This is a genomic window from Pseudoalteromonas sp. Isolate3, from assembly GCF_022398505.1.
Classification (GTDB): domain Bacteria; phylum Pseudomonadota; class Gammaproteobacteria; order Enterobacterales; family Alteromonadaceae; genus Pseudoalteromonas; species Pseudoalteromonas apostichopi.
Window position 1 is genome coordinate 1 of record NZ_JAKEVN010000102.1, and the last position, 15,602, is coordinate 15,602.

Annotated in this window: 13 protein-coding genes and 1 rRNA gene; 13 read left to right on the forward strand and 1 reads right to left on the reverse strand. The window is 40.7% G+C overall.

The window, feature by feature from the left end:
• The first annotated feature begins 36 nt into the window (after positions 1–36).
• The 6 genes from rrf (at position 37) to ihfA (ending at position 5,989) form a co-directional block, all read left to right on the forward strand.
• Positions 37–151 (forward strand): 5S ribosomal RNA (gene rrf, locus L1D46_RS16325).
• A 309-nt stretch (positions 152–460) separates the two neighbouring features.
• Positions 461–1,516 carry a DUF2066 domain-containing protein gene (locus L1D46_RS16330; protein WP_130051798.1) on the forward strand — a complete coding sequence of 352 codons (1,056 nt, stop codon included), beginning with the start codon at positions 461–463 and terminating at the stop codon, positions 1,514–1,516.
• Positions 1,516–2,226 carry a DnaA regulatory inactivator Hda gene (gene hda, locus L1D46_RS16335; protein WP_178927468.1) on the forward strand — a complete coding sequence of 237 codons (711 nt, stop codon included), beginning with the start codon at positions 1,516–1,518 and terminating at the stop codon, positions 2,224–2,226. The genes L1D46_RS16330 and hda overlap by 1 nt, the downstream gene beginning before the upstream one ends.
• Positions 2,227–2,303: 77 nt before the next feature.
• Positions 2,304–3,284, forward strand: coding sequence for a phenylalanine--tRNA ligase subunit alpha (gene pheS / locus L1D46_RS16340; protein ID WP_062568835.1), 981 nt, complete (start codon positions 2,304–2,306; stop codon positions 3,282–3,284).
• Between the two features lie 15 nt (positions 3,285–3,299).
• Positions 3,300–5,687, forward strand: a complete 2,388-nt coding sequence (gene pheT, locus L1D46_RS16345; RefSeq protein WP_239977882.1) for a phenylalanine--tRNA ligase subunit beta — start codon at positions 3,300–3,302, stop codon at positions 5,685–5,687.
• A gap of 2 nt (positions 5,688–5,689) precedes the next feature.
• Positions 5,690–5,989 carry an integration host factor subunit alpha gene (ihfA, locus tag L1D46_RS16350; protein ID WP_002960690.1) on the forward strand — a complete coding sequence of 100 codons (300 nt, stop codon included), beginning with the start codon at positions 5,690–5,692 and terminating at the stop codon, positions 5,987–5,989.
• A gap of 62 nt (positions 5,990–6,051) precedes the next feature.
• Here ihfA and L1D46_RS16355 read toward each other — a convergent pair whose 3' ends face one another.
• Complete coding sequence (locus tag L1D46_RS16355) at positions 6,052–6,858, reverse strand: DUF2989 domain-containing protein (RefSeq protein ID WP_239977883.1); 807 nt, start codon at positions 6,856–6,858, stop codon at positions 6,052–6,054.
• A 174-nt stretch (positions 6,859–7,032) separates the two neighbouring features.
• On the opposite strand from L1D46_RS16355, the gene L1D46_RS16360 reads away from it, so the two are divergent.
• The 7 genes from L1D46_RS16360 to L1D46_RS16390 all read left to right on the forward strand — a co-directional run.
• Positions 7,033–8,475 (forward strand): glyceraldehyde-3-phosphate dehydrogenase, encoded by a 1,443-nt coding sequence (locus L1D46_RS16360; RefSeq protein WP_239977884.1) that lies wholly within the window; start codon positions 7,033–7,035, stop codon positions 8,473–8,475.
• Positions 8,476–8,677: 202 nt separating this feature from the next.
• Positions 8,678–9,805 (forward strand): M14-type cytosolic carboxypeptidase, encoded by a 1,128-nt coding sequence (locus L1D46_RS16365; protein WP_239977885.1) that lies wholly within the window; start codon positions 8,678–8,680, stop codon positions 9,803–9,805.
• Between the two features lie 287 nt (positions 9,806–10,092).
• Complete coding sequence (locus tag L1D46_RS16370; protein ID WP_130051793.1) at positions 10,093–11,595, forward strand: alanine/glycine:cation symporter family protein; 1,503 nt, start codon at positions 10,093–10,095, stop codon at positions 11,593–11,595.
• A 151-nt stretch (positions 11,596–11,746) separates the two neighbouring features.
• Positions 11,747–12,073: a hypothetical protein gene (locus tag L1D46_RS16375; RefSeq protein ID WP_130052303.1), complete on the forward strand. Its 327-nt coding sequence runs from the start codon at positions 11,747–11,749 to the stop codon at positions 12,071–12,073.
• A gap of 1 nt (position 12,074) precedes the next feature.
• Positions 12,075–12,356, forward strand: coding sequence for a DUF1315 family protein (locus tag L1D46_RS16380; RefSeq protein WP_054561213.1), 282 nt, complete (start codon positions 12,075–12,077; stop codon positions 12,354–12,356).
• Positions 12,346–15,027, forward strand: a complete 2,682-nt coding sequence (locus L1D46_RS16385; protein ID WP_239977886.1) for a DUF349 domain-containing protein — start codon at positions 12,346–12,348, stop codon at positions 15,025–15,027. The genes L1D46_RS16380 and L1D46_RS16385 overlap by 11 nt, the downstream gene beginning before the upstream one ends.
• A 54-nt stretch (positions 15,028–15,081) precedes the next feature.
• The coding region (locus L1D46_RS16390; RefSeq protein ID WP_239977887.1) for a DUF1439 domain-containing protein at positions 15,082–15,602 on the forward strand (521 nt) is incomplete at its 3' end.

The following is a 15,602-nucleotide window of genomic DNA, read 5'->3' on the forward strand; positions in this document are numbered from 1 at the left end:
TAGTTGATTGCTAAGGCGATTAACGACCCAAATTTGCTTGGTGACAATAGCGTTTTGGACCCACCTGACCCCATGCCGAACTCAGTAGTGAAACGAAACAGCGCCGATGATAGTGTGGCATTTGCCATGTGAAAGTAGGACATTGCCAGGCTCCAAATTAAAGAAAGCCCGATTCGAAAGAGTCGGGCTTTTTTGCGTCTGGAGCTGTCAGCTTTCAGCCGTCAGACGTCAGCTGAAATATGGGGTTGTATAGTGCTGAGACTCCCTCAGCAACAAAACCTTGTAGGAGGCACGTCAGTGCCGAATTAAGCCCATAAAAAACATGCATGGCTACGATTAGACTTAAAGCTTTATTCTTGCAACTCCCAATTCGCTCATCTGCCGTTCATTAAATTAACTTTGCTTTGTTTATGGCTTTGATTTAGGATCAAATCAGTTTAAAAGCAAGAACTAATGGCCTGTGTCTAGATTACTTATTTGTTTATTATTATTTTTTTCGAGTGCTTCAAGCTTTGCAGTTGAAGTGACTAATTTATATCAAGATACCCTTAAAGTTGCGGACAAATCACGTGATGCTCGTTTGGCAGCAAGTCGTGAAGCGCTGCTAAATGTATTGGTGAAAGTGAGTGGTGATACAAGCGCTGATCAAAACTCTGTAGCTAAACAGCGTATCCGTGACATTTCAGATTATATGCTCAAATTTGAATATGACGAAAAAGCAGATGGTAGTTTAAATCTGGTTGTTAAGTTTGAAGCTAACAAAATTAATGCATTGCTTAAAGATCTAGGCTTGCCATTGTGGGGCACGCGTCGTCCATTAGTGGCTATTTGGTTAGCGATTGAAGACAATTGGCGTCGTGAACTAGTTACACAAGAGTCGTATCCGCAGCTTGAGCAACTTATTTATGACAAAGCGGATCGTCGTGGTTTACCTGTAGTTGTACCATTACTAGATTTGCAAGACCGCGCTATCGTTGGCATTCCTGAAGTATGGGGTAACTTTTCTGAGCCCGTCGAGCAAGCTTCCAGCCGTTACAGCGCAGAGCGCAGTATTACCGCAAGAATGTATCAACAGGCTGATTCAGAAACGTGGATCCTTGATTGGCGTTTTACTAATGCAGAATTATTTGATACTAATCGTTTGATGGGTGATAAGCAGCAAATTGTTGCTGATATGATTGACAGTTTAGCGGGCGGTTTAGCACAAGAGTATGCAATCGATCCTACAATGATTGGCCAAATAGCTACAGCTACCTTTTATCTTAAAGGCATTAATAACTTCGTAGATATTGAATTCGCTAAACGCCGCTTAGAAAGCTTAAGTGTTGTTACACGAGCAGTGATATCTGTACGTACTCCAGATGCAGTGCAATTTACAGTAAATCATACTGGCAGCATGAATGATTTCAGAAAAGCGTTAGAGCTTGATACTGCCTTTAAAGCCCATCAGGATCCTCGTGACTTTTATCAGGTAGTCAACAAAGACGAACTTGAATATCAATGGAAGGGGCTTTAATCACAGTGCAAGAACCAATGCAAATGGCATTGCCAGTTACTTTGCCTGATGATGAAACATTTACCTCTTATTTTGGTGGCGAAAATTCTCTTGAAGTTAGTCACCTTAAAGATGCGTTTACAAAGCTTAGTAATAAATTTCAATATACCTACTTATGTGGATTAGGTGATTCTGGCAAGTCACACCTTTTGTATGCTACCTGTATTCACGCCCAAGAGCGTGGCTTATCAACTATGCTGCTTTCGATGCGTGAAGTGATTGATTATGGTCCTGTTGTACTTGAAGGCCTCGAAAATCTTGATGTGCTATGTATTGATGATGTGCACCTGGTGGCCGGAAATGATGTATGGGAAAAGGGATTATTTAACTTTTTCAATCGGTTCAATGAGCCTGGTAAATACCTTGTTGTAACAGCTGATTTATTACCCGATATGTTGCATATTAATTTACCTGATTTAGTATCTCGTTTGAAATGGGGCACGACATTGCAAATTCGCTCAATGAGTGATGATGACAAAGCCGAAGCTTTAGTTCGACGTGCTCACATGCGTGGTCTTGAACTTACCGAAGAATGTGCACGCTTTTTATTAACGCGATTAAGCCGTGATATGCGCGCATTATTAGATGTTTTAGATAAACTTGACCATGCCTCAATGGCTGCACAAAGAAAATTAACAATTCCTTTTATAAAATCAACGTTAAAGCTTTAGTAGGGCTAGAATCTAGTCCTTGCTTTCAGTTATCATTAGCTATTACAAAAATCCTTCTGTGAAAGACCAGGTACTCAATGAACTTAGAAAATATTTTAGCGCAAGCACTAGAGGCTGTTGCCAGTGCGAATGAAATCGCGCAATTAGAAGATATCAGGGTTAATTACCTTGGTAAAAAAGGTGAAATCACCAACTTACTTAAAACGCTTGGCAAGATTGCCCCTGAAGAGCGTAAAGAAGCGGGTCAAGTGATTAACCAAGCAAAACAAGAAGTACAAACAGCGATAAACGAAAAGCGTGAGTTACTAGCAAGTAAGGCTCTTGAAGAGAAGCTAGCGGCAGAAACGATCGACGTAACTTTACCGGGTCGTGTTATGCCTACAGGTGGCTTACACCCAGTAACTCGTACAATTGAACGTATAGAAAGCTTTTTTGGTGAGTTAGGTTTTGCGGTTAAATCAGGTCCTGAAGTTGAAGATGATTTTCATAACTTCGATGCGCTAAATATTCCTGAGCACCATCCAGCGCGTGCTGATCATGATACTTTCTATTTCAACCCAAAACTTGTGTTACGTACGCAGACAAGTGGTGTACAAATTCGTACCATGGAAACTGAACAGCCACCACTGCGTATCATCTCTCCAGGCCGTGTTTACCGTAATGATTATGACCAAACACACACGCCAATGTTCCATCAAGTCGAAGGCTTAATGGTTGACACAGATGTAAGCTTCACTGAGTTAAAAGGTATTCTGCACGACTTCTTACGCAACTTTTTTGAAGAAGACATGGAAATTCGTTTCCGTCCTTCTTACTTCCCATTTACTGAGCCATCAGCTGAAGTTGATGTTATGGGTAAAAACGGCAAGTGGTTAGAGGTATTAGGCTGTGGCATGGTTCACCCTAACGTTCTTAAATCAGTGGGTATTGATCCAGAAAAATACACTGGCTTCGCATTCGGTATGGGTGTTGAGCGTTTAACCATGTTGCGCTACGGCGTAAACGACCTACGTGCATTTTTCGAAAACGATTTAAAATTCCTAAACCAGTTCCGTTAAGAGTGAAGATATAAAATGAAATTTAGTGAAAAGTGGTTAAGAGAGTGGGTTAACCCAGCAATCGACACGCAGGCTCTTTCGGAACAGTTATCAATGGCTGGTCTTGAAGTTGATGGTGTTGAGCCAGCGGCTGCGGAGTTTACAGGCGTTGTTGTAGGTGAAGTTGTTGAATGTGGTCAACACCCTGATGCTGATAAATTACGTGTGACGAAAGTAAACGTAGGTGGTGATGAGCTACTTGATATCGTTTGTGGCGCACCTAATTGTCGTCAAGGTTTAAAAGTAGCGGTTGCTACTGTAGGCGCTGTATTGCCAGGCGATTTTAAAATCAAAAAAGCCAAACTTCGTGGTCAACCTTCACATGGTATGCTTTGCGCATTCGTTGAGTTAGGTATCAGCGAAGAAGGCGATGGCATCATGGAATTACCAAGTGATGCACCAATCGGCACTGATTTACGTGAATACTTGAGCCTAGATGACAACATTATTGATGTTGACTTAACACCAAACCGTGGTGATTGTTTAGGTATCAAAGGTCTGGCGCGTGAAGTGGGCGTACTTAACAGTGTTGATGTAAATACACTTGAAATCACACCAGTTGCTGCAACGATTGACGACAAAGTATCGATTGAGCTTGTAAATGATGAAGCGTGTCCTCGTTATTTAGGTCGTGTAATCAAAGGTATCAACCTTGATGCAGAAACACCACTTTGGATGGTAGAAAAACTTCGTCGCAGTGGCATTCGCTCAATTGACCCGGTAGTTGATGTTACAAACTACGTGTTACTAGAGCTAGGTCACCCAATGCATGCATTTGATTTAAATGCGATTGAAGGTGGCATTAAAGTACGTAGCGCAAACGCGGGTGAAGAGTTAGTTTTGCTAGATGGCAACACTGCAAAACTTAACGAGTCTACACTTGTGATTGCTGATCACAACAAAGCACTTGCCATTGCAGGTATTTTTGGTGGTGAAAAGTCAGGTGTGACTGAAGCAACATCAGACATCTTATTAGAAAGCGCATTCTTTAACCCTGTCGCTATTGCAGGTCAAGCACGTAGTTACGGCTTACACACTGATGCATCACATCGCTACGAGCGTGGTGTTGATTTTGCACTACAAAAAGATGCTATGGAACGTGCGACTGCATTACTACTTGAGATTGTCGGCGGTGAAGCTGGCCCTGTAGTTGAAGCCGTAGCCACTGATAAATTACCAAAAGTGACAGAAGTGCGTTTACGCCGTGAGCGTTTAGACCGTGTAATTGGCCACCACATTGATGATGCAAAAGTGACTGACATCCTAACGCGTTTAGGTTTAGATGTGAAAATTGTTGAGGGTGTATGGAGCGCTGACGTACCGAGTTATCGCTTTGATATTCGTATTGAAGAAGATTTAATTGAAGAAGTTGCGCGTGTTTACGGCTATAACAGCATTCCTAACGTTGCACCAACTGCTAAATTAAAAATGACTAACCATGACGAGTCTCATGTTGCGGTAACTAAATTCCGCAATACACTTGTAACACGTGGTTACCAAGAAGCAATTACTTACAGCTTCGTTGATCCAAAAGCACAAGCAATTTTACATCCGCAAAGTGATGCGCTTGTATTACCACACCCAATTTCGGTTGAAATGTCAGCAATGCGTGTGAGCTTAATGCCGGGTCTATTAGCGTCACTAGTTTACAACCAAAACCGTCAGCAACCACGCGTACGTTTATTTGAGCATGGCCTTAAATTCTTACGTGAGGAAAATGCTGAAAACGGTGTAAACCAAGTTGCTGTCATTGGTGGTGTAATCTCTGGTCTTGCACACGGTGAACATTGGGTTCAAGAAAAGCGTAGCGTTGATTTCTATGACTTAAAAGGTGATGTTGAAGCACTTTTAGCAATTAGTAACGATTCATCACGTTTTGAGATAAAAGCAGAGCAGTCTGATGGCTTACACCCAGGCCAATCAGCCGTTATTTATGTTGATGGTAAAAAAGTAGGTTTTTTTGGTGCAGTGCACCCACAAGTGCAAAAGTCACTAGATATCAATAACACAGCATTTGTGTTTGAAATCGAAATGTCTGCACTAGAAAAAAGAAAATTACCAGAAGCAGTGGCAGTGTCGAAATTCCCGTCAAACCGCCGTGATATCGCGATTTTAGTGGAAGATCACGTAAAATCTGGCGATATTTTAAATGTCATAGAAAAAGTTGGCGGAAATCAATTGGTTGACCTAAACTTATTCGATGTGTATAAGGGCAAAGGTATTGAGCCAAATTATAAGAGTTTGGCGATTGCTCTAACACTGCAAGCGGTTGATAGAACGCTCGAAGAGAAAGATATCAATCAAGTAGTTGATAATGTGGTGGCCGCACTGGCCGAACAATTTAACGCATCGTTGAGGGACTAGATATGGCGCTTACTAAAGCCGACATAGCTGAACACCTATTTGAAAAACTCGGGATCAATAAAAAAGATGCCAAAGATTTAGTTGAAGCGTTTTTTGAAGAAATCCGCTCAGCGCTAGAAAAAGGCGAGCAGGTTAAGCTCTCTGGATTTGGTAACTTTGATCTTCGAGATAAAAAAGAACGTCCAGGCCGCAATCCGAAAACAGGTGAAGATATTCCTATTTCGGCGCGCCGAGTTGTGACTTTTAGACCAGGTCAGAAGCTAAAAACTCGTGTAGAAGTTGGCACAAGCAAAGCAAAATAAGAAAAGGCAGCGTTAGCTGCCTTTTTTATTTGTTTAAGTATTTTCTTGCGAGCTATCAAAAGCTAAAAACCGCGTGGTGATACGAAGCTTCCTTCTTGGATACTGTCGTAGGTTTTTTGTGCTAAATCATCTAAGCTGTCTAAGCTTTTACCTGCGGCAGCGAGTTGATGCTCAATAGGTAAAATATCGACATCTTCATACCCTGATAATTGTGCTACACGTGCAAAGGTGTAGGCATGCTTATACTTTTCATGTTTGTAGAATAAGCTCACGAGAGTAGGGTAGATCTCAGGGTTGGGTGTTGCACCTGCTTTATTTAGCTCTAGCGTTTTGTAAAGCAAATCAATGGTTTTTTCATCATCAAACTTCACGTAGTAGCTCGCTAAGAAAAACTGCATTTCGGCATCTTCAGTGACGCGTTTATCTTGTTTTTCTTCAAGGGCGAGTAACTTAGTTAATGCAGATTGGTCATTATTACGTGACCAATGGTAATACAACAAACCTGGGTGGTCAGTATTTTTGGTATCTTGAAAAATTCGCGTCATTTCTTTAATGCTCGTTAAATGGCCTTCAACGCGAGACGTGGTTTTTTCTTTTAGTTTTATATGCTCAATCTTGGCGGCAAGAGACACACATTGATCGTATTTCTCAAAATCCTTTAATAATTGGTATTTGTTCTCGTCTGTTGGTGACTTATATTCAACGTAACGTTGAATGATAACTTCGGCACGTTGCTCTTTACAGTGACTGTCTTTATTCAAATCACTACAGAAGCCAGGTGTTTCGTCGCACACTTTTGCCAGTGTAAGTGGATCTTCACAGCCTGCTAATGCCAATAAACCAAGCAACACACTTGCTCTTAATAACATTCCTTAACCTCAACTTAATTTGTACTACTTTATTCTAGCGCAATGATTTGTTCTGTAACAGTGGAGAATCGTTTGAGTTTAAATTAGAATACCCCTGCCTGAGATGTGTTGCTCTCAAATCACAGCACATTTTTTAAGGCTATCCGTTCAAAATTGTTTAATTAGGTAAAAAAAATGACCTCATCTCACGAGTTAGAATACACAAGCAGCTGGCAAGAACGTCAAGATTACGCAGAAAGTATGCAACCTATTATTGGTAGACTTTATCGTAATCGTGGTATCGAAATCGCTGTATATGGCCGTCCTCTCGTTAATGCCAGTACAATCGATATCATCAAAGCGCATAAAACAGTTGCTCAGTTTGAAGGTACAAAACTACGTTTACGTGAAAGCTTCCCTTTCTTAGAAGCAATTAGCAAAATGGACTTAAACTCTGCACGTATCGATATTGGTAAACTAGCGTATGGTTATTTGTTTAACGATGCTGCAAAAGGTCGTTCAGTTGAAGAGTACTTAACTGACGAACTCGCAGAAATCGCAAACTCAGAACGTAAAGAACCTCGTGATGTTGTGCTATACGGTTTTGGTCGTATCGGTCGTTTATTAGCACGTCTATTAATCGAAAAATCTGGCCCTTATGCAGACCTGCGTTTACGTGCAATCGTTGTACGTGGTGGTAAAGACGGCGACCTAGAGAAGCGTGCAAGCTTACTTCGTCGTGACTCTATCCATGGCCCATTTAATGGCTCTATTACAATTGATAAAGAGCGCAACGCAATTAAAGCTAACGGTAGCTACATTCAAGTTATCTACGCTAACTCACCAAGCGAAGTTGATTACACTGCTTACGGTATCGAAAATGCACTAGTTGTTGACAACACGGGTATCTGGAAAGACGAAGCAGGCCTTGGTCAGCACTTAGAAGCAAAAGGCGCGGCAAAAGTATTATTAACTGCACCAGCTAAAGGTAACATCAAAAACATCGTATACGGTGTAAACAACCAAGATATCAAACCTGAAGATAAAATTGTATGTGCGGCTAGCTGTACGACCAATGCTATTACGCCAACGTTAAAAGCGCTTAACGATAAGTTTGGTATCAAAAACGGTCACGTTGAAACTGTTCACTCATACACCAATGACCAAAACTTAATTGATAACTACCACAAAGCTGAACGTCGTGGCCGTGCTGCTGCACTTAACATGGTTATCACTTCAACAGGTGCTGCTAAAGCAGTTTCTAAAGCTTTACCAGAGCTTGAAGGTAAACTAACGGGTAACGCTATCCGTGTTCCTACACCAAACGTATCAATGGCTATCTTGAACTTAAACCTTGAAAAAGGTACAAACGTTGAAGAACTAAATGCTTTCTTACGTGAAACTGCACTTTACTCAGATCTTCGTGACCAAATCGATTACACAGCGTCTACTGAAATCGTATCTACTGACTTAGTGGGTAGTCGTTACGCAGGTGTTGTTGATTCACAAGCGACAATCGTAGATGACAACCGTGTTGTGCTTTACGTTTGGTACGATAATGAGTTTGGTTATAGCTGTCAGGTAGTACGCTGTATGCGTGATATGGCTGAAGTAACTTTCCCAAGTTTACCTCGCTAACACCTAAACTATACAGATTCAAGAAGCCAGCATTATGCTGGCTTTTTTAGTCGTGAAAGTTTTTGCAAATTTTCTGCATGTGATAGGCTGTTTAGGGTCTACACCATATTACTAACAAAACGTTCTAACTATAGAGCGTTGGCTTAATTCTTAACTAATAAGCGAGTAGCTAAGAATTATATTTAACCAATAGGTTTATAAAATGAAAATCACCAGCAATTTTGATAGTGGTAATATCAAGGTTATTGAAGCCGTTGATCCACTGAACATTCAATTAGAAATTAATAAAGACAATCAGTCTGATTTTTTCCAGTGGTTTCACTTTCGTCTTGAAACAACTGCGTTTCAAAACCATAAATTCCATATTAATAATCTAGAAAATTCAGCCTATCCTGATGGCTGGGAGGGTTATCACACGGTTGCATCATACGACCGTCAAACGTGGTTCCGTGTTCCGTCTGAGTACGCAAACGGCACACTATCATTTGAAGTTGAGCCTGAGTGTAGCAGTATGTATTTTGCTTACTTTGCACCTTACAGCTATGACCGTCACTTAGATTTACTTGCATGGGCACAAAGCCAGCATGCGTGTGAATTAGAAACATTAGGTGAAACACTTGATGGTCGTGACATGAGTGTATTACGTGTGGGTATTCCTAGTAGTGAGAAGAAGAAAATCTGGATCACGGCGCGTCAACACCCAGGCGAAACAATGGCAGAGTGGTATGTTGAAGGATTACTTCATAAATTACTTGATGATGAAGACCCACATGCAGCTGCGTTACTATCTAAAGCAGTATTCTACATCGTGCCAAATATGAACCCAGATGGCAGTGTGCGTGGTCACCTACGTACTAACGCTAAAGGTGTCAATTTGAACCGTGAATGGCAAACACCGAGCATGGAAAATAGCCCTGAAGTTTTCTTAGTGCTTAACAAAATGCGTGAAACGGGCCTTGATATGCACTTAGATATTCATGGTGACGAAGCAATTCCTTATAACTTTGTTGCGGGTAGTGAAGGTATCCCAGGCTACGATGATCGCTTAAAAGAGTTAGAAGATAGCTTTAAAGCTGCGCTTTTAACTGTGACGCCTGAGTTCCAAGACGAACATGGTTATCCAAAAGATGAGCCGGGCCAGGCTAACTTAACTGTCGGTTCTTCTGCTGTCGCGCATGAATTTAATGCATTAGCTTACACGGTAGAGATGCCATTTAAAGATAACGATGATTTACCAGATCCAGATTACGGCTGGTCAGATCGTCGCTCGTATCAATTTGGTCAAGATACGTTAGCGGCTATCGTTAACGTGGTTGATAAATTAAGATAACGAACCTTACGGGCATCAGCAAAACTGATGCCCGTAATTGTATCTGTAGACTGAAAAATGACGGTGTAGAGCAAGATGCATCGAATGTTAACTAGGTGGGTACATTTGTCATATTGAAAATTAACTGTTAACAAACTTGGTTGGTTTAAGTTAATATTCAATATGTTCAACTGAGAAGTACCAAAATCTCATTTTTTTATTTCTCACAGTCATAGTGTCGCGCATTCTCACAAGCTCACGCTGAGTATCGTAACTAACAATAAAAAATATAATCATAGAGGATATCCATGGAAGCTTTAGTAAGCGCCGTTAATGACATAATTTGGAGTAGTGCACTCATTTATTTATGTCTAGGTGCAGGTCTGTTTTATTCCGTTTTAACCCGATTCGCACAAGTTAGACATTTCAAAGAAATGTGTAAATTATTGCTAAGCTCAAATAATTCAGATACGGGTATTTCTTCATTTCAAGCGCTAGCTGTATCGTTATCTGGCCGTGTAGGTGTAGGTAATATTGCTGGGGTTGCTGCAGCAATTGGCTTTGGTGGTCCAGGTGCGATTTTCTGGATGTGGATTGTTGCGTTTTTAGGCGCAAGTACTGCGTATGCAGAGTCAACACTTGGTCAGATTTATAAATCAGAAGAAGACGGCCAATATCGTGGTGGTCCTGCATATTACTTCGACCGTTGCTTACAACAAAAGTGGCTAGCCGTATTATTCGCGGTATCAGCGATTATCGCCTGTGGTGTATTCCTTCCAGGCGTTCAAGCTAATGCGGTAGGTAATGCATTCACTCAAGTTTTCGGTGAAGGTACACTGGTTAGCACCAGTTTTGGTGAAGTAGGTAGCTTCAAGTTAGTAGCCCTTGCAATCATCTTAATTGTGCTGGCATTTATTATCTTTGGCGGTATTAAACGTATCGCAAACTTCACCCAAATTGTAGTGCCGTTTATGGCGTTAGGTTACATCGTGTTAGCTTTAATAGTGGTGTTCTTAAACCTAGATAAAGTACCGGGTATTTTCTCAATGATTTTATCTGATGCCTTCACAGCTCAAGCTGGCTTTGGCGCAGCAATTGGTTGGGGTGTTAAACGTGGTATTTACTCAAATGAGGCAGGTCAAGGTACCGGCCCACATGCAGCATCAGCTGCTGAAGTAGATCACCCAGCACAACAAGGCTTAGTACAAGCATTCTCTGTTTATGTTGATACTATCTTTGTATGTACAGCAACAGCGCTAATGATTCTAATCACTAAACAATACAACATTGTTGGTGAGTTACCTGCAGGTCAATTCATTGTTCAAAACGTTGATGCTGCAACTGAAGTAGGCTCTGCTGCTTTCACGCAAATGGCATTATTTAGTGTATTCGGTGGCTTTGGCGAAGCATTTGTTGGTATTGCTTTATTCTTCTTCGCATTTACCACAATTCTTGCTTATTACTATATTGCTGAAACCAATGTTGCTTATTTAAACCGTTATTTCAAAGGCAATATTCCGTTAGTTATCGTAAAGCTAGTTATTATGTTTATGGTAGCTTATGGGATGGTGAATAGCTCAGGCTATATCTGGAATATTGGTGATATAGGTGTTGGTTTAATGGCGTGGATCAATATTGTTGGTATCTTGGCTATTTTCTTTGTCGCTAAACCTGCTCTTAGCTGTTTACGTGATTATGAAGACCAAAAGAAAGCCGGTGGTGAAATCACTTTTGACCCAGTTAAATTAGGCATTAAAAATGCTACTTTCTGGGAAAAGCGTCTAGCTGAAAAGGCGAAACAGAAACAATAAATCAGGATTTTGAGTTTTTGTGATGGATTTAATTGTGCAGGTTTTCGAATCTTCACAAATGAATGAAATTCAAATAAGACATCGACTCATAAAACAAGTACAATAAAGGGCGCCTTAAGGCGCCTTTTTTATGCGTAGTATGGAGAAAGATATGGCGATTATTAGTTGCCCGCAGTGTGCAAAACCAATATCTGACAAACATAAACAATGCCCGCATTGTGAATGCCAAGTCACCGATCTAAGCAATGAGCAATTGCAGCAAATGCAAAAAGAAACGCGTATTCGTAGACAACAAAAGTTTATGAATCAGTCTTTCCTCGCACTGATTTTATTTTTAGGGGGCTTTTTCTGTTATTACTTTATGCACCCCGAAGCAAAGTCTCTTGAGTGGTATGCTTATACATCGGCAATGGCAGTCGGTTTTGTATGGTATCTCGTAAGTCGCATCTATTTAGTTGTTTTAAAAAAGAAAAAGTAACATGAATATTGATCATATCGTTAAAAATATCACCCCAGAAGTATTTGAACGTCTTCAGTATGGTGCCTCAACCGGAAAGTGGCCTGATGGCACGCCTTTGTCTGAAGAGCAAAAACAACAAACCGTTCAACTCGTGATGCTTTATCAAGCTAAAGTTTCGCAAAGCAATGAGCAGTTTACCATTGGCGCAAATGGTGAAATGGTGCAAAAGAGCAAAGCTCAATTGCAAAAAGAATTCGCATCAGAAAATGAAATAGCTAGGTTTAGTGAAAATGATCTTTAAACACCTGTTTACTCCAAAATGGAAGCACCCTAAAAATCAAGTTCGTTTAGCTGCGGTTGAACGTCTTGATACAGAGCGTGACCTTAGTATTTTAAATAGCATTGCTCTTGAAGACAGTTCTGCTGAGATCCGTAAAAAAGCCCTGAACAAAGTCAATGATATTGTTCTATGGTGGCAAGCATACAAACAAGATCAAGCACTTAAAGACGTTGCAGAGCAACATATAAACCAAGCGGTGTTAAACACTGATAGCAAACTAGATGCAAACATCAAAAATGAGTTTATTGAGCGTTATGCACCAGTAAAAACGCTTGAAAAACTAGCGTTTGCAGAAAAAGAAATTCAAGTTCGGGTTAAATTATTAAAACGCTTAGCAAATCCAAGTTTAATTGATAAAGCCTTTAAAGAAGGCCGCGAAGAACTGCAATTGCAACTTGTTGAGCTTGTCATTAGTCACCAACTTGCTAAATCATTACTTAAACATGCAAAAGGTGAAGCGTATTCACAGCTAGCCGCTTACCTTGAAAATGAACGCCTAGCAACCGAAATGCCTGCAAAAGTTGAAGCAGATACACGTGTAGTATTAGCAAAGCTGAATGCACTTCGTGATAAAAATGATTTTCAGTTGGTATCAATGCAACAAGCTGAGTTATTACAGCAGTGGCAAGCTATTGAATTAAAATGGTTAAGTGATGAGCAAGTAAGCACGCTTGATAAAAAGTATTCAGCGATTACGCAAAAGCTTGAGTCTCATATTGCACAACTAAGCAAAGAGCATGAAGCGGCGCAGCAAGCTTTAGCTGAGCAACAGCGTCAGGTCTTAGCATTAGCAAGCCTTGAAGCAATTGGTGAAGAAATTGAAAATGCATTGCAACTGGGTTTAGAAACGCCAGAACAAATTCAGCAAGACTGGCTTGAAGCTAAAGTTGCACAAGCAAAAGATGCGTTAACAGAGGCGAATCTACCTAATAACCAAAATGTTCGTTATGTAAAACAGCACTTAACAAATTTATTCAACCAAGTTGAAGAGTTACCGCAACTAGTTACTGCTATCGCTGAGTTTAAAGATGCATTTGATAAATTAAACACGGTTGCGACAACAGAAGAAGAAAGCGAGTTTGACGGCCTGAAACAGCAGTTTGAACAACAGCAAAAACTTGCACGTAAAAAGCTGGCAAGTATTCCTAATCGCTTACAAGGTCGCTTTAAAGCAAATTTAGCTGAAGCAGTAAATAGCTGGCAGCAAGCGATGGCACCGCTTACTAATAAGTTTGAGAAGAACCAACAAACAGCAAAGCGTAAAGCACGTGATGTAAAACGCTTAATTGACCAAGGGCGCTTTAATGTTGCATTTGGTGTGTTTAAAGGTTTTGAAGAGTTATACGCTACGCTAACAGAGTATTACAAGCAGCCATTAAATAGCCTAAAAGCTGATTTAGAAGCGCAATTAGCAGAAGCAAAAGATTGGCAAAAATATGCTTCAGCACCAAAGCGTGAAGCATTACTTGCTGAAGTAAATGAATTAGCCGCAACAGAATGTACAGACCCTAAACAACGCGCTGAGCAAGTTAAACAGCTGCGTCGTCGTTGGAATGAATTAGGCCGTTTAGACACTGATGCAGAGAAACAACAAGGTGAGTTATTCGATCAGCAAATAGAGTTGCTGTTTGCACCATGTCGTGAGTATTTTGCTGAGCAAGAGCAACAGCGAGAACAAGCTAAGGCACAGCGTCTTGATACAATCAAGCAAATGCAAGAGCTAACAGATCTTGATACGTCTTCTGACGAGTTCGATTGGAAGCAGTTTGAGAGTAAGTTCAATCGTACCGCTAAAGCTTGGCGCTCAGCAGGAAATGTTGATCCTAAAACGTATCGTGAACTACAAGCGCAATTCAAAGCTGCGCAATCACTAGTGCAAGCACAGCTAGCTGCCTTCCATAAAGCAAATGCTGAGCAAAAAGCAGCGCTGGTAGAGCAGGCAACACAGTTATCTCAAAGCGATGATTTAGCGTCTGCGTGCCAAGAACTCAAGGTATTGCAACAAACTTGGCAAACTATTGGCTTTGCAGGAATGAAAGCAGAAAATACCTTATGGCAGCAATTTAGACGTGTTAATGACGACACCTTTGCAAAGCGCAGCGCCGAGTTTGAACAGCAAAAGCAAGTACAGCAGCAAAATGATGAAGTTGCAGCAGCGCAGTTGAGTGAGCTTGAGTCAGCACTTGAAACAGTGGTGCATCTTGCACAGCTTAAAGATTTGACAGTGAAGCTGGCTGAACTTGAGTACTCAAAAGCATTATCAGCACGAGTGAGTCAGTTAGAGACAGCGATTAGTGCAAAAACAGCGCACATTAGCAAGCAAGCAGAGCAGTCTAAGTTAACGGCTTTATTTGCTGCTCTTGAGAGCGGCAGCGAACTTCCTTCGCAATTCCAAGCTGCATTAACGACAAACTTAAATGCTGCGCAGCTCTTAACTCGTATCGAAATTTTGGCAGGCGTTGAGTCAGCTGATAGTCAGTTACGTATGACAGAGCAAGTTGCGATGTTAGATGATAAACACCGTGGTGAACATGCAGATGTTTATTATTACTTAAAGCAATTACTTGCAGTCAGTAAGGGTTCAGTTTCAGCTGACACACTAGCAAGGCTTAAAACAATATTTGCAATTTAACGAATAAAACCGCTTTTTGAAGCGGTTTTTTTCCGTGTGTTTTTGAGGAAAACAATGAGAATTTTATTACTACTTACCTGTTTATTTTTAGGGGCATGTAAAAGTACAGATCAAGGAATGTCGGTGTACTCGTTTACTAATTCAGAAATTGAAGCAGCCCTTGCTAATCAATTACCAAAACTAAGTGAACAGATTAAGCTGATGGGCTTACCTGTTGATTTTGCTGTAAACGATCTGAGTGTCAATGTCGGCCCAGATAAGCGTGATGTGGTGGTTTTAGGGGCTGATTCTAGTGCTGTCATCAAAGCTTTCGCGCTTAAGTATCCAGTCCGCTTAAAGCTTCAAATCGAAGGTAGTCCATTTTATGACAGCGAGAAAAAAGCGGTCTTTTTACGAAATGTAAAACTGGTTGATACAACTTTAGATACAGCGGGTTTTAAGGGCAGCTTAAACTTATTAGATGATCAAGCAATGCAAGTGATTAACGGCTTTTTAGCGGTTAACCCTGTTTATAAATTAAATATGAACGACCCTAAAGTTGCACTACTGAGCAAATTGCCATTAGATATGAAAGT